A 19,193-nucleotide genomic window follows, 5' to 3' on the forward strand; every position below is an offset into this window, starting at 1 on the left:
TTTTATTTTTAGAAGAATCGAGGAGATTTAATTTTGCTTTGGTTTTTAACAAATTGATAACGCAAGATGATTTCGTGAGAACCATCATTGTACTTATTCAATTGGCTTACAGTGTAATCAAAAGCATATCCAAGATAAAAACTTGGTGAAATTTGAAAACCTGCCAGTATACTCACAGAATCATCTGTTCGATACGCTCCTCCTATAACAAACTTTTCCTGAATCATAAAATTTGCTGATATGTCTGCCGTAAGTGGTGCTCCGCTTACTGCTTTTACTAAAAATGCTGGTTTAAATTTCAAATTTGGATTCAAATCAAAAACGTAACCTCCCATTAAAAAGTAATGCAGACGATCATAATCAATAGATTCCTGAACATCGTCATAGTAATCATTTCTAATAAAACTTGGAACAGAAAGCCCTACATACCATTTATCAGTATAATAATAAATTCCGGCTCCGACTGCTAATTTCATTTGATTATTGATGTTCTGATTTAACAAAACATCATCATTGTCGTAGTATCTTCCTTTAGACCAATCTATGTTTAACATTCTCATTCCTGCTTTTAATCCAAAAGCAAGTCTTTTTTCATAACCTAATGGTACTGAATAAGAGAAATTTCCATCAAGATACAGTTCATCAGAAGGACCAATTTTATCATTTACAACACTCAAACCCAAACCTATTTTTTCATTTCGAAGAGGAGAATGAATGGAGAAGGATTGTGTTTCTGGAGCTCCATCAATTCCAATCCATTGTGAACGATATAAAAGTGCTGCTTCTATGGTGCCGGTAGATCCAGCGTAAGCTGGATTTACCGCCATAGTGTTATACATATACTGTGTATATTGAGGATCTTGTTGCGCTGTGGCACAAAACGTGATAAAAGAACATATTAAAATGAAATACGTTTCTAATGATTTTATATATAGTTTCATAACGATACTTATTTAGTTTAATTAATTAGATGATTAATAGAAGTGGATTATCTCATAATAGACAACCAGCCTTTTTTAACCGTTCCATCTCCAATGGTTATCACATAAAAATAAGTACCTGTTGGCAGCATATCTCCTCTATTAACAACTCCAGATACATTTGCTGTACCGTCCCAATCATTTTCATAATGCACTTTGCTGTACACTAATGCTCCCCATCTGTTGAATACTTTCAACTCGTTGTTTGGATGAGTTTCAATACAATCAATTCTGAATAGATCATTTTTCCCGTCATTGTTTGGCGTAAACTCATTGTAAACTGTTAAACAAATTGGTACTAATGTAACCGAAGCTGAATTGTTAGAAGCATCAACATCTAAAGGAGTTGAAATTTCTACAGCTGCAACGCTTGTGTAATTTCCGTTAGGCAATACTTCTGCAACAATTGTTAATACTACACTTTGGCCAGCATTTAAACTTGGTATTGTCCAAAGTTGTGTAGTCGGATCATATGTTCCTGAAGTTGCAGATGAACTTACTAATTCTAAACCGCTTGGAAGTAAATCACTAACTATAGTATTTATGAAATCTCCTTCTCCAACATTGTTAACCGTTATAGTAAAGGTTACTTGATCACCAAAATTTGGAGTCGGGTTATCTACTGTATGCGTAATTGTTAAATCTGAACAGCTTGTCACACTAACATTTAATGTTTTGATTGTTCTTTCATCACAATTATTAACATAAGCTACTGTAACTGTACCAGGGCCAATATCAGACCAAGAAACTGTAACAGATCCGTCGGTTGTACCTCCACCAGTAATTATTGTTCCTCCATTAACTGTCCAAACATAATTAGATTTTCCATTTGCAATAGAATATGTTACTCCTTTGAATACACATGGAGTGTCGTCTGTAGTTGCTATTTGAACTGCAGCATCATTTTCGAATGCTATAGTAATTCCTAATCTTGGTCCGTTATCACAACCATTAAAGGTATTTGTCAATGAACTTGCGTAATACGTTGTTGCTGTAAGCGGCGTATTTGCTGCTAATGGTGTTCCTCCTGTTGCACTAGTATAGAAAACTACATTTGCTTCGTTTACTAAAATATTAGCTAACGTTGGAGCTGCATTCAAACAGAATGTTTGAGTCGTTCTTGGCGTTGTAACTACACTTGGTGTGTTTACATTTACTGTTACTGCTAATCTAGCTGGGTTTTCACAACCAATAGCACTAGAAACTGCACCATAATAAGTACCTGTTGTCAATGCTGTTGCAGCTGGAATTGCTGTTCCTCCTGTTGGTGTGTTGTACCAAACTACATTTGCTTCATTTACTTGAATATTCGCCACTGTTGGTGAATTTAAAGTACAGAAATTTTGCGTTGCACTAGTTGTTGTTGGTGTCGCACTTGGATTAACAACTGTAACTGTCACTTGTAAACGTGTTGTGCTTTCGCATCCTGTTACAGCGTCTACAATATTTCCGAAATAAATTCCAGAAGTAAGAGCTGTTGTAGCTGGTATTGCAGTTCCGCCTGTAGCAGATGAGAACCAAGTTACATTGCTTTCATTAACTTGAATGCTGGCAACTGTTGGTGCATTTGCAGAACAGAAAGTTTGAGCGGTATTGTTAGTTGTCGGATTTATTGTGTTTCCAACTGTTACTGCTACTTGCAATCTCACACTGCTTTCACAACCTGTTGCAGGATCTTTTATAGCTCCAAAATAAGTTGCTGTTGTCAAAGCGGCTGTCGAAGCTAAGGCAGTTCCTCCTGTTTGAGTTGTATACCAAACTACGTTGCTTTCGTTCACTTGAATGTTAGCAACTGTCGGATTTGTTCCTGAACAGAAAGTTTGTGCAGCGGCATTTGTTGTTGGCGTTGCTGGATCATTTACAATTACATCAACTGTTAATCTAGCAGCACTTTCGCAGCCAGAAGCTGGATCTAAAATTGCTGCAAAATATTGTCCTGTTGTTAAAGCTGTCGTTGATGGAATAACTGTTCCTCCTGTTAAAGCTGTATACCAGACAATATTTGTTTCATTAGTTTGAATACTTGCAAATGTAGGTGCATTTACCTGACAGAAGTTTTGTGTTCCTGCTGTTACCAATGTTGGTGTCGCTGGATTATTTACAATTACATCAACTGTTAATCTTGTTGCGCTTTCACAGCTAGAAGCTGGATCAGAAATTGCCGCAAAATATTGTCCTGTAGTTAAAGCTGTTGCAGATGGAATAACTGTTCCGCCTGTTAAAGCCGTGTACCACACAATATTAGCCTGATTCGTCTGAATACTTGCAAATGTAGGAGCATTTACCTGACAGAAGTTTTGAGTTCCTGCTGTCACCAATGTTGGTGTTCCTGGATCATTCACAATTACATCAACTGTTAATCTTGCAGAACTTTCACAGCCAGAAGCTGGATCTAAAATAGCGGCAAAATACTGTCCTGTTGTCAAAGCTGTTGTTGATGGAATTAAAGTTCCTCCTGTTAAAGCTGTGTACCAGACAATATTTGTTTCATTTGTCTGAATGCTTGCAAATGTCGGTGCATCTTCCTGACAGAAGCTCTGTGTTCCTGCTGTTACCAATGTTGGGGTTGCCGGATCATTTACAATCACATCAACTGTTAATCTTGCAGCACTTTCGCAGCCAGAAGCTGGATCTAAAATAGCGGCAAAATATTGTCCTGTTGTTAATGCTGTTGTTGATGGAATAACTGTCCCGCCTGTTAAAGCTGTGTACCATACAATATTTGTTTCATTAGTCTGGATACTTGCAAATGTCGGTGCATTTACCTGACAGAAGTTTTGTGTTCCTGCTGTTACCAATGTTGGTGTCGCCGGATTATTTACAATTACATCAACTGTTAATCTTAAAGCACTTTCACAGCCAGAAACTGGATCAGAAATTGCTGCAAAATATTGTCCTGTTGTTAAAGCTGTTGTTGATGGAATAACTGTTCCGCCTGTTAAAGCCGTATACCACACAATATTAGCCTGATTCGTCTGAATACTTGCAAATGTAGGGGCATTTACCTGACAGAAATTTTGTGTTCCTGCTGTTACCAATGTTGGTGTTCCCGGGTCATTCACAATTACATCAACTGTTAATCTTGCAGAACTTTCACAGCCAGAAGCTGGATCTGAAATTGCTGCAAAATACTGTCCTGTTGTCAAAGCTGTTGTTGATGGAATTAAAGTTCCTCCTGTCAAAGCTGTGTACCAGACAATATTAGTTTCATTAGTCTGAATACTCGCAAATGTCAGCGCATCTTCCTGACAGAAGTTTTGTGTTCCTGCTGTTACCAATGTTGGTGTTGCTGGATCATTCACAATTACATCAACTGCCAATCTTGTACCACTTTCACAGCCAGAAACCGGATCAGAAATAGCTGCAAAATACTGTCCTGTTGTTAAAGCTGTTGTTGACGGAATTAAAGTTCCTCCTGTTAAAGCTGTGTACCAGACAATATTAGTTTCATTAGTCTGAATACTTGCAAATGTCGGTGCATTTACTAAACAGAAGTTTTGTGTTCCTGCTGTTACCAATGTTGGTGTTCCAAGATTAGTAACTGTAACCGTTACGGCTAATCTTACACTGCTTTCGCAGCCTGTTACAGCGTCTGTTGCTGCTGCATAATAAGTACGGCTTGTTAAAGCTGTAGTCGAAGCAATTACATTTCCTGCTGTTGGTGCATCGTACCAAACAACATTGCTTTCGTTTACTTGAATACTAGCAACTGTTGGCGTATTAGATAAACAGAAATCCTGAGTATCGTCTGTCGTTGTTGGTGTGTTTGGATCACTAATCATGATTACTGCATCTTGCAATGTTCCTGCAAGATTTTCACAAGTATTAGTACTTGAAACAGCTACATAATATGTAATTGGACTCATTGCTTTTGTTAGTCCTACAGCTGTAAGAACGCCCGCAGCATCTATTGTATAAGTTACATTATTAATAACTGCACCATTTGTAATTGGCTGTGTTTTGTTAGCATCTAAATACCAAGTAAATACAGGTGCTGTTAATGAAGGTGCTGTTGGTGTTAATGATGCTGGTAAACTATGACAAATAGTTAAATCATCAACCAAAATATCATTTACTGTTGAAGGAGGCAGAATTGTGAATGTAATTTGTTTCCTATCTGCTGCTGCAGTTTCACAAAATTGATCTGAACTCACTCCAACATAATATGTATAAGTTCCCGGAGCTAATCCGTTTACTACTAATTGAGCTGTTGTTTCGCCAGGAATTAACACGCTTGTTGTTCCATTAAAGCTGTACCATGCATAAACTGGATTAGTTAAAACAGGCGTTCCGCTTAAACCAGTTGCTAAAGTTACAGTTCCAGACACAGAACAAACTGAAGTTGATGTGCCACCGTTTAATGTGATATCAGTCAAAGCATTTACTGGAGCAGAAGCTTTTACTTCAACTGTTACTTCCCCTCTAGCAAAACTTTCACATCCATAACGTACTGGCTGTACATAATATTTATAAATTCCTGCAGCTAAATTTGCTGGTATTGTATAGGTAAGACCTGTAGCAAGCGGATTTCCTCCAGTTTCAGCATCATACCAAATATAAGTTGAACAGGCTTCTTCTGGAATTTGAAGTGTAATGTCTGTTCCTGGGCAGACCGTAATTTTATTTTGAGGATCTGCTCCAATAACTGTTGTGTTTGCTGTTCTTTCTACAGTATGAACTCTTAAGAAATCTAATACTCCTGCAACACCTCCTAAACGAATTCTTACTCGGTCGTAAATTTCTGTTGGTGAAGATACCAGTACCATTGCCAAAGAGTTACCTGGCAGCAATCTTATGCTTAATAAATTACTCGTATTCTGAATTGGAGCTCCAACGGCAACATTACCTAAATAACGCTGAATTGTAAATCCAGTAAGTAAATTAACATCTAAAAGCGCTCCAGGTTTAGAAATTACTATTCTTAGAGAGTCACTCACTACAGATGGAGTTTTAAATTGCACTGTTAAATCAGCCGCTGCTAATGCACCAACGCCGCTATACATAGTTGCAAAAGTTGTTACATCATTATCTGCGACATTCCATGCATCACTTACTCCTACTGCAGCCGTTACAGCTCCCACAGGAAGACCTAAGTCGGTCGTTCCGTAAAAAATATCCTGAATATCTCCAGGCGTACAAGCTACACTGGTAACTTGTCTATTATAGTGTGCATCAAAAACTTTTGTGTTTTGGGCAACACTTACAAGTGAAGCTGACTGGATACGAATTCCATCATAATCTTGTGGACCTGATGCATCTGAAGGAACAAAAGTAAATTCATAAGTATTATCTCCTGAAATTAAATTTAATAGAGATCCAGATACTGGCTGCATTGCTCCAATATCAACTCCTCCAATAGTTCCGACTACAGATAGATTTTGACCCACAGCCAATAAACTGTATTCAGATCCAAGTTTAACAGTTACTGGCGTTCCTTTTGTTACAGTACTTGCCCAAGTTAAATTCTGCCATGTTGTACCAATTCCTAAAAGACCTAATCCTGTAGTAATTGTTGAAAATGTTTGTGGATTTCCATCGATAGCATTTGCAGGATTAGAAACTGTCCCAGTAATTATATTTCCAGTTGACTGAGCATTTGCATACACTCTCTCTGCTAATGTTTGGCAACTGCTAAGATCGATAACATTAATTATTTTTGTTGCAGTTGCTGTACAAAATCCATCATTAGCAACAGCAGTGTAAGTATAAACTCCTGGTGTATTTAAAACACCAGTTGTAAATGTAGGTCCTGTTAATGCATTTCCTTGTGGATCAAACCAAGTAATTGTTCCAGTTGAAACTGCTGCTAAAGTAACATTTGAACCAACGTTCACAGATTCTTGCGGATTAGTTACAACCAAACTTGGTAATGCTCTTATAACTACTGCTATAGTAGCTCTTGCTGAAGGACATGTATCAGTATTCAACTGGGCTTCAACTGAGTAATTTCCGCTAGTAGTAATATTGGCAGCTGCGTCAGCAGTTATTACATTATTTGATGAATCGTAGAAAGTATAAGTTGTATTTCCTGATACATCAAAGTTAATAATAGCATTTCTTAAACTAGCACTTCCGCAACCTTCTAACGGAGTTGCAATTACACTTAAAGTAGTAGTTGACGGAGCATTAATAGTTACTTGTTTTAATGTTCCGTTTACATTCTCACAAGTTCCTCCATTCAAAATAGAAACAAAATAATTGAAAGGAGCTCCACTAGTACTTAAACCAGCGATTGTAAGTGCTCCCGTAGTAGCATCTTTTGTGAATGTTACTCCTGGCTGAGCTGCTACTGTTGTTCCTGTTATTATTTCCTGAGTTTTATTTTGATCTGTATAATATTTAAATTGAGCTCCAGCAATAGTAGAGGTTGGTGCTATAACCGCCCCACCCGCACAGGTAGCTTCAATAGGAGTTGTAACAACGACATCGGCATCGGTAGGAAGCGGTACTACTGTAACCGTAACTCCCTGACGCAAACTGTTTACGCAAGTTCCTCCACGTGTCCCTTCTAAATAATATGTTGTAGTTGAAGTCAAAGGAAGAGTTGGATTAACCGCTACAATATTGCCTCCAATTGGTGCATCATACCATGTAAAAGTTTCTGTTCCAGTAGAAGCAGCTGTTAAAGATGCTGTTTGTCCTGCACAAATTGGAGTAGATGCTCCAGTTATTGTCGCATTTGGGAATCTGTAAGAAGCCTGATAAATATATAAATTTGTCAATAATGAAACCCCTGCATTATATCTTACTTCAACTCTATCAAATGGTGCTGTAGCAATAATACTAGCTTTAAACCTATTTCCTGAGAGTAATTGAATATTAATTAAATTATTATTGATTGCCGTTCTGTCACTATTATAAGTTGTTCCATTAAAAGTCGCTAAACTTATAAAAGATAATGCACTTACATCGAGCACACCTCCTGGGACCTCTAATTCAACATCAATAATATCACCAGTCTGACCTGAATTACCAAAAATTAATTGTTGTTCGATATATCCTCCAGTACCAATAGGAACAGAAAGCTGAGCATATGTACTAATATCTCCATCTACAGAATTATTCGGATTTGCAACAGAACATAAAACACATATCGCTGGATTAAAGTCTGTTACCTGAGTTCCCGCCTGCAAACATGTACTTGTATTAGCAATCACAATTACATTTATAGCCCCTCTCGTTGGGTTAGCACAATCAGTCGCTATACTTGAAGCCTCCACATAATACGTTTGGTTCGCAGTTAAAGCTGGACTTGGTGTATATGATGTAGTATTAAATGCTAAGACATTCCCGCCGGTTGGCGCATCCAGCCAGTTGTATCTAACTCCAGCAACAGGATTAGAAACTGATAATGTTATTGTTTGTCCAGATTGTATAATAACATCTGACGAAGCAAAAGTTGGAACGGCTGGAATAGGGCTAATAGTTAATGGTACAGTAGTACGTGTTGGTGTTGAACAACTTCCAATAACAGCCTCCACATAGTAAGTTACATTTGCTGTTAAAGCAGGTGTAGTAAAAGATGTACCAGTAAATAATAAATTCCCTCCTGTTGCATCATCGTACCAATTGTAAGTAGTACCAGCAACTGGAGTATCAACTGTTAATGTCGTTGAACGCCCACTACAAATTGTGGATGGAACTGCTGTAACAACAGGTAATACTGGATTAACTATTGATATAGCAACTGGAGTACGCTCGCCATTCACACATCCATTTCTCGTTATTTCAACATAATAAGTTGTTGGTACAGTTATAGCAGGAGTTGTAAATGCTGCAGTAGATGCCAACGAAGCTCCGCCTGTAGCAGCACTATACCAATTAGCAGTTTCACCGACAGCAAGTGAAGCTGTTAATGTTGTTGTTTGACCACTACAAACACTTGTGTCTCCAGTAATAGTTGGAGCCTTATATCTGTAAGTTGCCTGATAAATATCTACGCTAGTTAATACTGTTGCCAAACCTCCCAATCGAATTTCCACACGATCAAAATTTGCTCCAGCAACAACACTGGCTCTAAAACGATTACCACTTAATAGCTGCAAAGTAATTAATGGATTATTAATTGCAGTTCTATCATTATTATAAGTGGCTCCATTGTAAGTTGCCAAATTAACAGCTCCTAATAATGCAACGTCTGCTAAACCGCCAGGTAATTCCAACTCTACATCTACAATATCACCAGCTTTACCTGGATTTGTAAATTGCAAAGTCTGCTGTATCCAGCCATTAATTAATCCAACAGGAACTGTAAGTCTTGCCGCTGTTGCAGGATTCCCATCTACAGAGTTATTAGGATTTGTAGAACTACACAATAAACATAAACCGTTTTGTGTGGTAGATTGACTGCTTGCTTCAAGACATCCTCCTAAAGCTGCTGGTTGAACCGTTACTGTAACAGGAACTCTAGCTGCGCTGACACAATTTCCGTTTGGACTTTCTGCTTCAACATAATATGTTTTTGTAGCAGTTAAAATTGGTGTAATAAAAGTAGCTGTATTCGTTGCAACTGCCGTTCCGCCTGAAGCCGCTTCATACCAATTTAATTGTACTCCTGGTTCAGAAGTAGTTGCGTTTAAAGTTGCATTCTGACCCGATTGAATTGTAACACTTTGTGTTAAAACTGTTGGAGTCGCAGGTACTGCTGTAGAAACAACATTTACTTGCGCACGCGTTGGGCTAATACAGCTTCCAATAGAGGCTTCTACAAAAAATGAAGTTGTCCCTAAAGAAACCGTTGGAGAATAGGTAGTTCCCGTTGCTAATACTGTACCTCCGCTCGCTGCAGAATACCAAGTATAAATAGTTCCAGGCACAGCATTTAAAACTGACAATGTCGTTTGCTGTGTTGGTCCTGTAGAACAAACCGTAAGTCCGGTATTATTAATTGCCGGTGCAACCGGATTAGAAACATTTAAAACCACAGGGACGCGAACATTTCCTTCGCATCCTGCAACTCTAGATATTCCTATATAATAAGTAGTTGTAGTTGTCAAAGCAGGAGTCGTATAAGTATTTCCTGTTGCCAATGGTGTTGTAGAAGCCGCAGAATCATACCATGCAAGAGTAGTTCCTGCTGCCGGAGTCGCAGTAAGAGTGGTTGGAGAACCAGCACAAACTGTTTGCGATAGACCACCAGTTACCGTTGGCTGAGCAAATTCTAAACGAATATCATAAATCCTCAAACTCACCAACAAACTTAATAGTCCGCCGACTTGAACTTGAATTTGATTCGCATCACCTGTCAAAGTGTATCTTGCGACTGCAACTGTGTTACCATTTAACAGGTTTAGGTTCAGCAGCGGACTGTTTAAAGGCACGCTGGAACCTACATTGACACCTGAATTTTTTGCCTGAATAGTCGCGTTCGCTAACAAACTCACATCCAGCAAGCCATTACCCGTGCCAAAGTAAATAGCAATTTGATCTCCGGCCCTCGCCGTCTGATTCAAGGTTACTGTTTCTTCAACAAAGCAACCTACACCAACGGCATTCGTCAAAGTTGCGAATGTCGTTAAGCCAGCGCTGTCATAAGCATTGGCAGGACTACTAACATTTAAACCTACACACAATAACCCACCTTGACTATTAGTTTGAGACACAGGTCTACAAATAGTCTGAGAAAATGCATTAGTGCATAAAAAGAATAAAGTTAAAAGTCCTAATAATCTCTTTTGAAGTTTGAGATTACAAAAAGTAAAATTTTTTTTCATAATTTGGAAGATTAGAAAATGGACAATAAAACACCTCTCGCAGTAAGTGCAAGCACCTACGCAATTAAACAATCAGTTAAAAATCAAATAGTTAAAACAAAATTTAAAATCTTAAAAAAAAGTTTTCAAATTATGTTTATTAAAAAAATTATGTTGAATTCGACATATCAAAATATGCCATAGAACATATCTTATCTCGAACAGATAAAAAACGTTCTAGTTTTTGTGAGGAAAAATGATTGTAGTCAGTTTTCCTAGAGGAGTGATTTGTTGCAGGTCTAATTTTCATAATGAAAATTTTTAGTTGAAGCAGAATTGGGGAATTCTGTTTTTGTATAATTAAATCCAATTTTCTAAGAAAGTTGATTAGTCATTCTGAGATTACTTAAACAAAAAAGATATTTAAGACTTGAAATAATTATAACAATATAAAAGATTACAGCTCTTTCCCAAGCCACCGAAATGGATAGAAAAGACACGGTAATAGAATATGTGGAGTTTTAGTTAAAAAATTAGATTTAAAAATCGCATAACGATTCATCTCATCATTATTAAGACGAAGTAAGCTTAATAGAATAAAAACTAAAGCTAAAATAAAATGAACAACTAAAGTAAATTTGATGAAGAAAGTAATTGTCAATTCCATAAGCAGGTCTATTAAGTTATAAATAATTGTAAATTTCTATCTCAATAAAACATAATATGAATAATAATTTTAGAAGTATGAAAAACTATTTTTTATCGTTATGTTTTTGAAAAAATACCAAAGCAAAACTTTGTTTAACTTTTGTATTCTAAAATTAGAAAAAACACAAACACAAAACAAGTGTAAAATTCTTATGTTTCACGTTTAAAAAGAAAAACAAAGAACCTTCAAACCTTTGAAACATCAGAAAAACCTACTATTTTAACATTTTTATGATGTAAAAAATTTCCTAAATAAAAGTTAAACAAAATATGTTAAAAAACAAAATTGAAATATTAATCTTACATTTATCAAAATTTTATCGACAAAATTATCCGCAATATAGACCAACTACATCTAAAATTTGAAAATCGCTTGTAAATTACTAAAATATTGAAAGATTCAAAAAAAACAGGTAGAAGTACGCGTAAAATTTTAAATTAAAGTTTAAACAAAAGTTAAAAAGAAGCAAAAAAGGCAAACAATTAACAATCAATTGTTTGCCTTTTCAAAATCGATATACACTAAATTTTAGTAAACTACGACTCTATTATTGTATTAATCTGATTAAATAACTGGCCATCACTTAAAAATGCACCCTGTTTTATCAATTCAAAAATTGAACTATTTCGTTCTTCAGTAAATAATTTTTTCCCTACTTTCATTTCGATGTTATCAGTAAACATATTATCACTTAACCATTGAAGTCCATCCTTAGTTAAAAAATCAGTTTCAGGAGAAAGCGATTTTAAAACAATTGATTTTATGTAAGTATCAAAACAATGAAACAAAAAGATATGATTTTTTGAAAAGTGTTCTAGATATTCAGCTCTAGTTAATACGCCTTCCCAAATTAAATCTGAAAAAACATCAAGTTCCTGCTCAGCAACTTCAGGTTTGTTAATTTTAAGCTCTTCCCATTCTTTTCTATCAATTGCCTGCGTTGCTAAAAAACTTGCAAATTCTGCATGCAGTTCATCAAATTGTTCCTTTGTTAATCTTGCGTATTTCATTTCTTTTTTAGGCTTTATGCTTTACGCTGTACGCTAGAAGCAATATGCTTTAACCATCAACATCAAGTCTAATAATTAATAATCATTTCATTAAACAAAAAAATCCCGATTTACATCGGGATTTTAGTATAGATTTTAAAACTATTACTTTTCAGCAATAATTTCGTATGGTAAGTCAACGATTACATCTCTATGTAAACGGATGCTTGCGTTGTATTTTCCAGTACGTTTAACGATACCGCTAGTGATGAATTTTCTATCGATAGCATTTCCAGATTTCTCTAAAGCTTCAGCAATATCGATGTTAGTGATAGAACCAAAAAGTTTCTCTCCACCAGCTTTTGCAGTAAGTTTAATTTCAAGAGCTTTTAAAGTTTCAGCTAATGCTTTTGCATCAGCAACAATTTTAGCTTCTTTATGTGCTCTTTGTTTTAGGTTTTCAGCTAAAACTTTTTTAGCAGAAGGAGTTGCTAAAGCAGCAAAACCTTGAGGAATTAAAAAGTTACGACCGTAACCAGGTTTTACAGATACTACATCATCTTTAAATCCTAAGTTTTGTACGTCTTGTTTTAAAATAAGTTCCATGTTGTTGTCCTTATATTTTAGAAGTTAGGTTCTGTTTCAACAGAAACCAGCGACTAGAGTTTTTAATTATTTTAATAAATCGGCCACGTATGGCATTAAAGCTAAGTGACGAGCTCTTTTTACAGCTACAGAAACTTTTCTTTGGTATTTCAATGAAGTTCCAGTTAAACGACGAGGAAGAATTTTTCCTTGCTCATTAACGAATTTCAATAAGAAATCAGCATCTTTATAATCGATATATTTGATTCCTGATTTTTTGAAACGGCAATACTTTTTAGTTTTGTTAGTTTCAATGTTTAAAGGCGTTAAATATCTGATATCTCCGTCTTTTTTTCCTTTTGCAGATTGCTCTATTGTAGACATAATAATTAAGCTTTAGTAGATTTTAATTTTGCTCTTCTTCTTTCCGCCCATGAAATAGCATGCTTGTCTAAACTTACAGTTAAGAAACGCATAACTCTTTCGTCACGTCTAAATTCAGTTTCAAAAGCAATTAGAACTTCTCCAGCTACTTTGAATTCGAATAAATGGTAAAAACCACTTTTTTTGTTTTGGATTTCGTAAGCCATTTTTTTCAGACCCCAATCCTCTTTCGATACCATTTCAGCTCCTCTACTAGTAAGAAATTCTTCAAATTTCGTTACTGTTTCCTTCACCTGAACCTCAGATAAAACGGGATTTAAAATGAAAACAGTTTCATAATGATTCATAAATAAAAATTTTATTTGTTAAAATTGGGTGCAAAAGTAATGATTATATTTATATATACAACACTTTTTTCCTTTTATTCGTCATAATGCAAAAAATGTGCGCTCATTTTAGTTTTTTTTCCAAAAAAATAATACATTTACTACTGCTATCCTGAATTTATTCTAAATGTAAATGTTATGAAACTAAACTGTGTTGTTGTAGATGATAGTTCTATACAAAGGACAATTATTGCCAAATTGGTTAATAATCACCCAGGCTTGCATTTAATTGGTGACTTCTCTAATGCTATTGAAGCGAAAAGCTGTATCTCTTTAAATAATATCGACTTAATATTCCTTGACATAGAAATGCCTGTTATTAATGGTTTTGACTTCTTAGACGGCCTAAAATCAAAACCTCAAATTATATTCATTACTTCTAAAGCTGAATATGCTTTGAAAGCTTTCGACTATGATGCAACAGATTATCTACAGAAACCAATTGCAGTAGATCGTTTTAACGCCTCTGTTAAAAGAGCAATCGACATGCACTTGCTTAAAAAAGATGTCAAAGAAGAAGAAGGCGAGCATATTTTCATCAAAAGTAATCTAAAAAAACTTAAAATTTTCACTTCTAAAATTAAATGGATTGAAGCTTTTGGAGATTACGTAAGAGTTGTGACAGAAGACGACAGCAATCTTGTTCTTTCAACAATGAAGTCTTTCGAAAATGATTTATCAAAAGATAAATTCATTCGTGTGCACAAATCCTACATTATTAACATAGATAAAGTAGAGCGCTTTAACAGCAAGTTTGCTGAAATTGGGATAACCAAAATACCGTTAAGCCGTAACAAAAAAGAAGATTTAGTAAGAGCTCTTTCTACTTCTTCTTAATTATCATTAATAGAAATCTACATTACTCACAACTTTTATAGCTCGGTATTGAGCCACGGCCTCAAAACTATTCAACATTTTCTGAATAGTTTTTTTTGTGTTTCCGAGATGGAGGTTTTGCGGAATCTTAATTAAAATAGTCCTTATATACTCATTTCGAATTCTGCTGATAGCAGGCTCTTCTGGTCCTAAAACAGGCATTCCTAAATTTTGGCTTAAAACCTGATACAACCACATTGATCCTTCTTTTAGTTTATCAAAATCCTTGTGTTTTAAAGTCAGTTTTATAATTCTGAAATAAGGCGGATATTTATAAATCTGCCTATCATACAATTGCTCTTTATACATACCCATATAATTATGGTTTGTAACTTGCTGAATTGTATTATGGTTTGGATTATAGGTTTGAATCACTACTTTTCCTTGTTTTTCAGACCTTCCGGCTCTTCCGGCAACTTGAGTCATCATTTGAAAACTGCGTTCAAAAGCCCGAAAATCTGGATGATGCAGCATATTATCTGCATTCATAATTCCAACCAGACTTACATTATCAAAATCCAGGCCTTTGGCCAGCATTTGAGTTCCGACCAAAATATCAATTTCTCGATTTTTAAAGGTATCAATAATCTTTTCAAAACCATATTTACCTCGAGTGGTATCTTGGTCCATCCTAGCGGTTTTAGCCTTCGGAAAAAGAGAGATTAACTCCTGCTCGATCTGCTCGGTACCAAATCCTTTTGTAGTCAAATCGATGCTGGAACAGCTGTGACAATTGGTAGGTTTTGCGATAGAATAGCCGCAGTAATGACAGCGAAGCTGGTTTTTATGTTTATGATAAGTCAGACTTACATCGCACTGCTGGCAATGCGGCACGTGACCGCAAGTCAAACATTCTATTATGGGAGAATATCCTCTTCTGTTTTGAAACAAAATCACTTGTTCGCCTAAAGATAAAGCTTCAGCAATTTCCTCTATTAAAAGATCACTAAAATGACCTGTCATTCTTTTTCTGAAATGTTTGTCTTTTAAATCAACCAAAACAACTTCGGGCATACGAACATTTTTATAACGTTCTGTAAGCGTAACCAAACCATATTTTTCATTTTGAGCATTAAAATACGTCTCAATACTTGGAGTTGCAGAACCTAAAAGAACTTTAGCATTATGAAAATTTGCTAAAACAATTGCCGCATCCCTGGCGTGGTATCTCGGTGCTGGATCAGTCTGCTTAAAAGTCTGCTCATGTTCTTCATCAACAATCAGCAGGCCTAAATCATTAAAAGGCAGAAACAAAGCTGACCTTGCTCCTATTACAATTTGTGCTTTCTCTGAATTTTCGAGTGTTTGCTTCCAAACCTCAACTCTTTCATTATTACTGTATTTCGAATGAAAAACTGCAACTTTATCTCCAAAATGAAGTCGTAAACGAGAAACCAATTGTGTTGTAAGCGCAATTTCTGGAAGCAGGTACAAAACTTGTCTTCCCGTATGAAGATATTCTTCAATTAATTTAATATAAATTTCCGTCTTTCCGCTTGAAGTTACACCGTGAAGCAGACAAACTTCTTTTTCAGAAAAACTTTCTTTAATTGCCGTAAAGGCATTTTGCTGCGCTTCACTTAACTGAAGTTCTTTTTCAGATTTTTCTCCGTTAAACGAAACGCGATCATGCTGCAGATAATACTCCTCAAAAATTTCATTCTTAACCAGAGTTTTCATAACAGCCGAAGTGCAGCCTGAAACTTCTACTATTTTTTTCTCGGTTACAGGTTTCTTTTCTGAAGCGCTAATTTGAAAATAAGCCAAAACAATTTCCTTTTGTTTATTACTTTTCAAAACTTCAAGCAATTCTTGTAAACCTCGATCTGTTTCGTATTGCTGATGCAATTTCACATAGCGAACCAATTTTGGCTTATATGTTTCTTTTATTTCTTCTTCTAAAACTATAATATCTCTGGCGATTAATTTTTGAAGAATTGGCAGAATATTTTTTCGATTTAAAATTGAAGCAATTTCCTGAACTTTAAGCGAACTCTGATGTTGCAGCGCTTCATAAATCAAAAATTCATCGTCAGAAAGTTCAGAATCATTGACAATAACTTCTGGTTTATGCGAGACAATTGTTTCACTTTCTAACAATAATCCAGTTGGAAAAGCTCCACGATATACATCACCAATTCCACACATATAATAGTTGGCAACCCAAAGCCAGTGTTTGATCTGTGTTTCGGTTGCAATTGGCTTTTCATCTAAGATTTGGTGAATTTCTTTTGCCTCATATAATGTTGGTGCATTTTCATGTATATCCAGAACAAGCGCCGTATAGATTTTATTTTTACCAAAAGGCACCGCAACCCTCATTCCTTTTTTAATAAAATGGAATTCTGCCTCAGAAACGCGATATGTAAAGGTTTTTGCTAAAGAAAGCGGTAAAATAACTTCTATAAAAAACATGCAATTATATATATGAGTGGAAAATTACTTTTTTCCTAAAGATTTTTGAGCCAAATACTCATCAACCAATTTTAAAGTATGATTTAAAGATTCTGTATTAGTCCAATCTTCGTGACCTGGAATAATATAAATTGGATTTTTAAATTTTGACTTTACTTTACCTATTGATTGCTTCCATTCTTTTACATGAGAATCTCCCAAATAACCTAAATCTTTGGCATCGGCACTCTTAATAAAACAACCTCCGTAAAGTACTTTTTCTTTCTCAAACCAAGCTACAATATTATCTGATGCGTGTCCTTTTCCTGGATAATAAACTTCAAAAGTATACTGCCCGACTGTAAAAGTTTTATCATTCGGAATTATAAATTCTGCTCTTGGTTTGTTTTCTCTTTTAAGAATATCATCCGTTAATTTTATAGTATAAGTTTTGATTCCTTTTTTTCTATAAAAATCTAATCCGCCAGCACGATCATCATGAGAATGTGTGGCAAAAAGCATCACAACCTCTTTATGATGCTTTGTTTTTATACTATCCAATAACGGTTGAAACTGAGTTTTATCCCAAGGCGCATCAAATAACACAACACCTTTGTCTGTAACCAGATACATGGCATTGGCAGAAATCTTTGTTCCCTGATAATCACTAAAAGTTCTATAAACATAAAAGTCACCTGTAAGATGACTTATTTGTAATGGCGAATTCTTAGATTGTGCAAAACTATTTGAAGCGATGACTAAGAATAAAATTATTGAAGCTAATTTTCGCATTATTTTGATTTAATTTTTCACACGTGTCCAATACTGTGTTCTTCCCATAATAGAAACTCCCACATAACCACGAAGTTTTAATTTATCTGCAGATTCTAGTGCAATATAACATTTGTATTTTTTACCGCTTGTTGGGTCTAGAATTGTTCCTCCGTTATATTCAGAACCATCTTTTTTAAGGCCGTTAATAATAACCATTCCTAAAATAGGTTTATTTTTTTCTGCGCCATCACATTTAGTACAAAGATCTTTTTTATGACTATCACGAAGAATTTCTATAACTTTTCCATAAACTTTTCCTGACTTTTCGTAGATTTCTACAATAGATTTTGCTTCACCTGTTTCGTCATCAATGGTCTTCCATTTTCCAATTACACTTTGACTTTGCATGGTCAGGGCAAAGAAGAATACTCCGATAGTTAGCATCAAATTTTTCATATTATTTTTCTTTTTTTTGTTTTAATTTTCTGATAGAAGCATTCAATTCGAACCCTAAAAGCAGAATCATACAGTTTATCCAAATATAAAACATTAGAATTAATAATGTTCCAATAGAACCATAAAGTTCGTTATATTTTGAAAATTTTATAACCCAAATCCCAAAAAAGAACGAAGATATAACAATTAAGATCGTGGTAAAAACAGAACCTATACTTATAAAAGGAACTTTATTATACTGTTTTGTTCCATAACGCAATAATATTGAAGATGTTATCAAAATCATTAAAATAACAAATAAATATCGTCCTAAAATAATCAGAGGAATCCTGTCACTTAAAACATCCTGAATGATCGTTTTTTGAATGAATACCTCAAAAACAACAATTGTTGCCACTGTCACAAACAAAATAATCGTCATAACAAGCGAAATTGCCAATGCAACCAAATACTGACTAAAAAAACCACGTTTATCAAAAACGTGTTTAGAAGATTCAAAACCGCTTAAAATTCCGTTAATACCATTTGCCATTAAAAAAATAGAAAGCAAAAATCCAGACGATAATAAGCCAGAGTGACTATTATTTAAAATATCGCTGATAATTTTACTAATCGCATCGTATGTATTTGGAGGGACACTCTGCTGCACAAACTGCAAAAAATCTTCCTGAAAATTGTCTATCGGAATAAACGGGATCAAGTTTAAAATAAACAGCGCAAAAGGAAATAAAGCCATAAAAAAGCTAAAAGAAACCGCACTCGCATGATATGAAAATGCTCCTTCAAGAATTCCTAAAGTATACATTTCAAGCAAATCATATAATGAGAAACCTTCGAGCCAAGGCAGCTTTATTCTTTTTAAAAGTCGGGCCAGGTTGCGTATTACAGGCAATTTTTCAATCCGAGCTTCTATCTCCTGCGACATATTTTTTTTGATTTTAGATTGTTGAGTTTAGATTTTAGACTGC

11 protein-coding genes are annotated in these 19,193 nt (G+C 35.2%); 1 reads left to right on the forward strand and 10 read right to left on the reverse strand.

Annotated features, from left to right (window positions below):
• Positions 1–8 precede the first annotated feature (8 nt).
• The 6 genes from ASE40_RS17750 to rpsF form a co-directional block, all read right to left on the reverse strand.
• Positions 9–941, reverse strand: a complete 933-nt coding sequence (locus ASE40_RS17750) for a type IX secretion system membrane protein PorP/SprF (protein ID WP_057118463.1) — start codon at positions 939–941, stop codon at positions 9–11.
• Between the two features lie 47 nt (positions 942–988).
• A complete protein-coding gene (locus ASE40_RS17755; protein ID WP_057118464.1) occupies positions 989–10,693 on the reverse strand; it encodes a gliding motility-associated C-terminal domain-containing protein in 9,705 nt (3,234 codons plus the stop codon).
• A 1,224-nt stretch (positions 10,694–11,917) separates the two neighbouring features.
• A complete protein-coding gene (locus ASE40_RS17760) occupies positions 11,918–12,391 on the reverse strand; it encodes a DUF6495 family protein (protein WP_057118465.1) in 474 nt (157 codons plus the stop codon).
• Positions 12,392–12,535: 144 nt separating this feature from the next.
• Complete coding sequence (gene rplI, locus ASE40_RS17765) at positions 12,536–12,976, reverse strand: 50S ribosomal protein L9 (protein ID WP_057118466.1); 441 nt, start codon at positions 12,974–12,976, stop codon at positions 12,536–12,538.
• A gap of 66 nt (positions 12,977–13,042) precedes the next feature.
• Complete coding sequence (gene rpsR, locus ASE40_RS17770) at positions 13,043–13,339, reverse strand: 30S ribosomal protein S18 (protein ID WP_002987043.1); 297 nt, start codon at positions 13,337–13,339, stop codon at positions 13,043–13,045.
• Between the two features lie 5 nt (positions 13,340–13,344).
• Complete coding sequence (rpsF, locus tag ASE40_RS17775) at positions 13,345–13,686, reverse strand: 30S ribosomal protein S6 (RefSeq protein WP_007810575.1); 342 nt, start codon at positions 13,684–13,686, stop codon at positions 13,345–13,347.
• A 177-nt stretch (positions 13,687–13,863) separates the two neighbouring features.
• On the opposite strand from rpsF, the gene ASE40_RS17780 reads away from it, so the two are divergent.
• On the forward strand, positions 13,864–14,562 hold the full coding sequence (locus tag ASE40_RS17780) for a LytR/AlgR family response regulator transcription factor (RefSeq protein ID WP_057118467.1): 699 nt from the start codon (positions 13,864–13,866) through the stop codon (positions 14,560–14,562).
• Positions 14,563–14,568: 6 nt separating this feature from the next.
• Here ASE40_RS17780 and priA read toward each other — a convergent pair whose 3' ends face one another.
• The 4 genes from priA to ASE40_RS17800 are packed head-to-tail and all read right to left on the reverse strand — an operon-like array spanning position 14,569 to position 19,150.
• Positions 14,569–17,016: a primosomal protein N' gene (gene priA, locus ASE40_RS17785; RefSeq protein WP_057118468.1), complete on the reverse strand. Its 2,448-nt coding sequence runs from the start codon at positions 17,014–17,016 to the stop codon at positions 14,569–14,571.
• Between the two features lie 24 nt (positions 17,017–17,040).
• Positions 17,041–17,787 carry a subclass B1 metallo-beta-lactamase gene (bla-B1-FLAV, locus tag ASE40_RS17790; RefSeq protein WP_057118469.1) on the reverse strand — a complete coding sequence of 249 codons (747 nt, stop codon included), beginning with the start codon at positions 17,785–17,787 and terminating at the stop codon, positions 17,041–17,043.
• Between the two features lie 9 nt (positions 17,788–17,796).
• The gene (locus ASE40_RS17795; protein WP_057118470.1) at positions 17,797–18,225 is read right to left on the reverse strand and encodes a DUF2147 domain-containing protein; all 429 of its coding nucleotides are present in this window, start codon (positions 18,223–18,225) and stop codon (positions 17,797–17,799) included.
• 1 nt (position 18,226) lies between these two features.
• A complete protein-coding gene (locus tag ASE40_RS17800; RefSeq protein WP_057118471.1) occupies positions 18,227–19,150 on the reverse strand; it encodes a YihY/virulence factor BrkB family protein in 924 nt (307 codons plus the stop codon).
• Positions 19,151–19,193: the final 43 nt, after the last annotated feature.

Origin of the sequence: Flavobacterium sp. Root935 (assembly GCF_001429295.1) — a bacterium.
In the GTDB taxonomy this organism is placed as follows: Bacteria; Bacteroidota; Bacteroidia; order Flavobacteriales; family Flavobacteriaceae; genus Flavobacterium.

Excerpts from the sequence above, each read along its gene's own strand:
- ASE40_RS17750 (WP_057118463.1), bottom strand. The coding sequence starts at position 941 with ATGAAACTATATATAAAATCATTAGAAACGTATTTCATTTTAATATGT.
- ASE40_RS17755 (WP_057118464.1), bottom strand. The coding sequence starts at position 10,693 with ATGAAAAAAAATTTTACTTTTTGTAATCTCAAACTTCAAAAGAGATTA.
- ASE40_RS17760 (WP_057118465.1), bottom strand. The coding sequence starts at position 12,391 with ATGAAATACGCAAGATTAACAAAGGAACAATTTGATGAACTGCATGCA.
- rplI (WP_057118466.1), bottom strand. The coding sequence starts at position 12,976 with ATGGAACTTATTTTAAAACAAGACGTACAAAACTTAGGATTTAAAGAT.
- rpsR (WP_002987043.1), bottom strand. The coding sequence starts at position 13,339 with ATGTCTACAATAGAGCAATCTGCAAAAGGAAAAAAAGACGGAGATATC.
- rpsF (WP_007810575.1), bottom strand. The coding sequence starts at position 13,686 with ATGAATCATTATGAAACTGTTTTCATTTTAAATCCCGTTTTATCTGAG.
- ASE40_RS17780 (WP_057118467.1), top strand. The coding sequence starts at position 13,864 with ATGAAACTAAACTGTGTTGTTGTAGATGATAGTTCTATACAAAGGACA.
- priA (WP_057118468.1), bottom strand. The coding sequence starts at position 17,016 with ATGTTTTTTATAGAAGTTATTTTACCGCTTTCTTTAGCAAAAACCTTT.
- bla-B1-FLAV (WP_057118469.1), bottom strand. The coding sequence starts at position 17,787 with ATGCGAAAATTAGCTTCAATAATTTTATTCTTAGTCATCGCTTCAAAT.
- ASE40_RS17795 (WP_057118470.1), bottom strand. The coding sequence starts at position 18,225 with ATGAAAAATTTGATGCTAACTATCGGAGTATTCTTCTTTGCCCTGACC.
- ASE40_RS17800 (WP_057118471.1), bottom strand. The coding sequence starts at position 19,150 with ATGTCGCAGGAGATAGAAGCTCGGATTGAAAAATTGCCTGTAATACGC.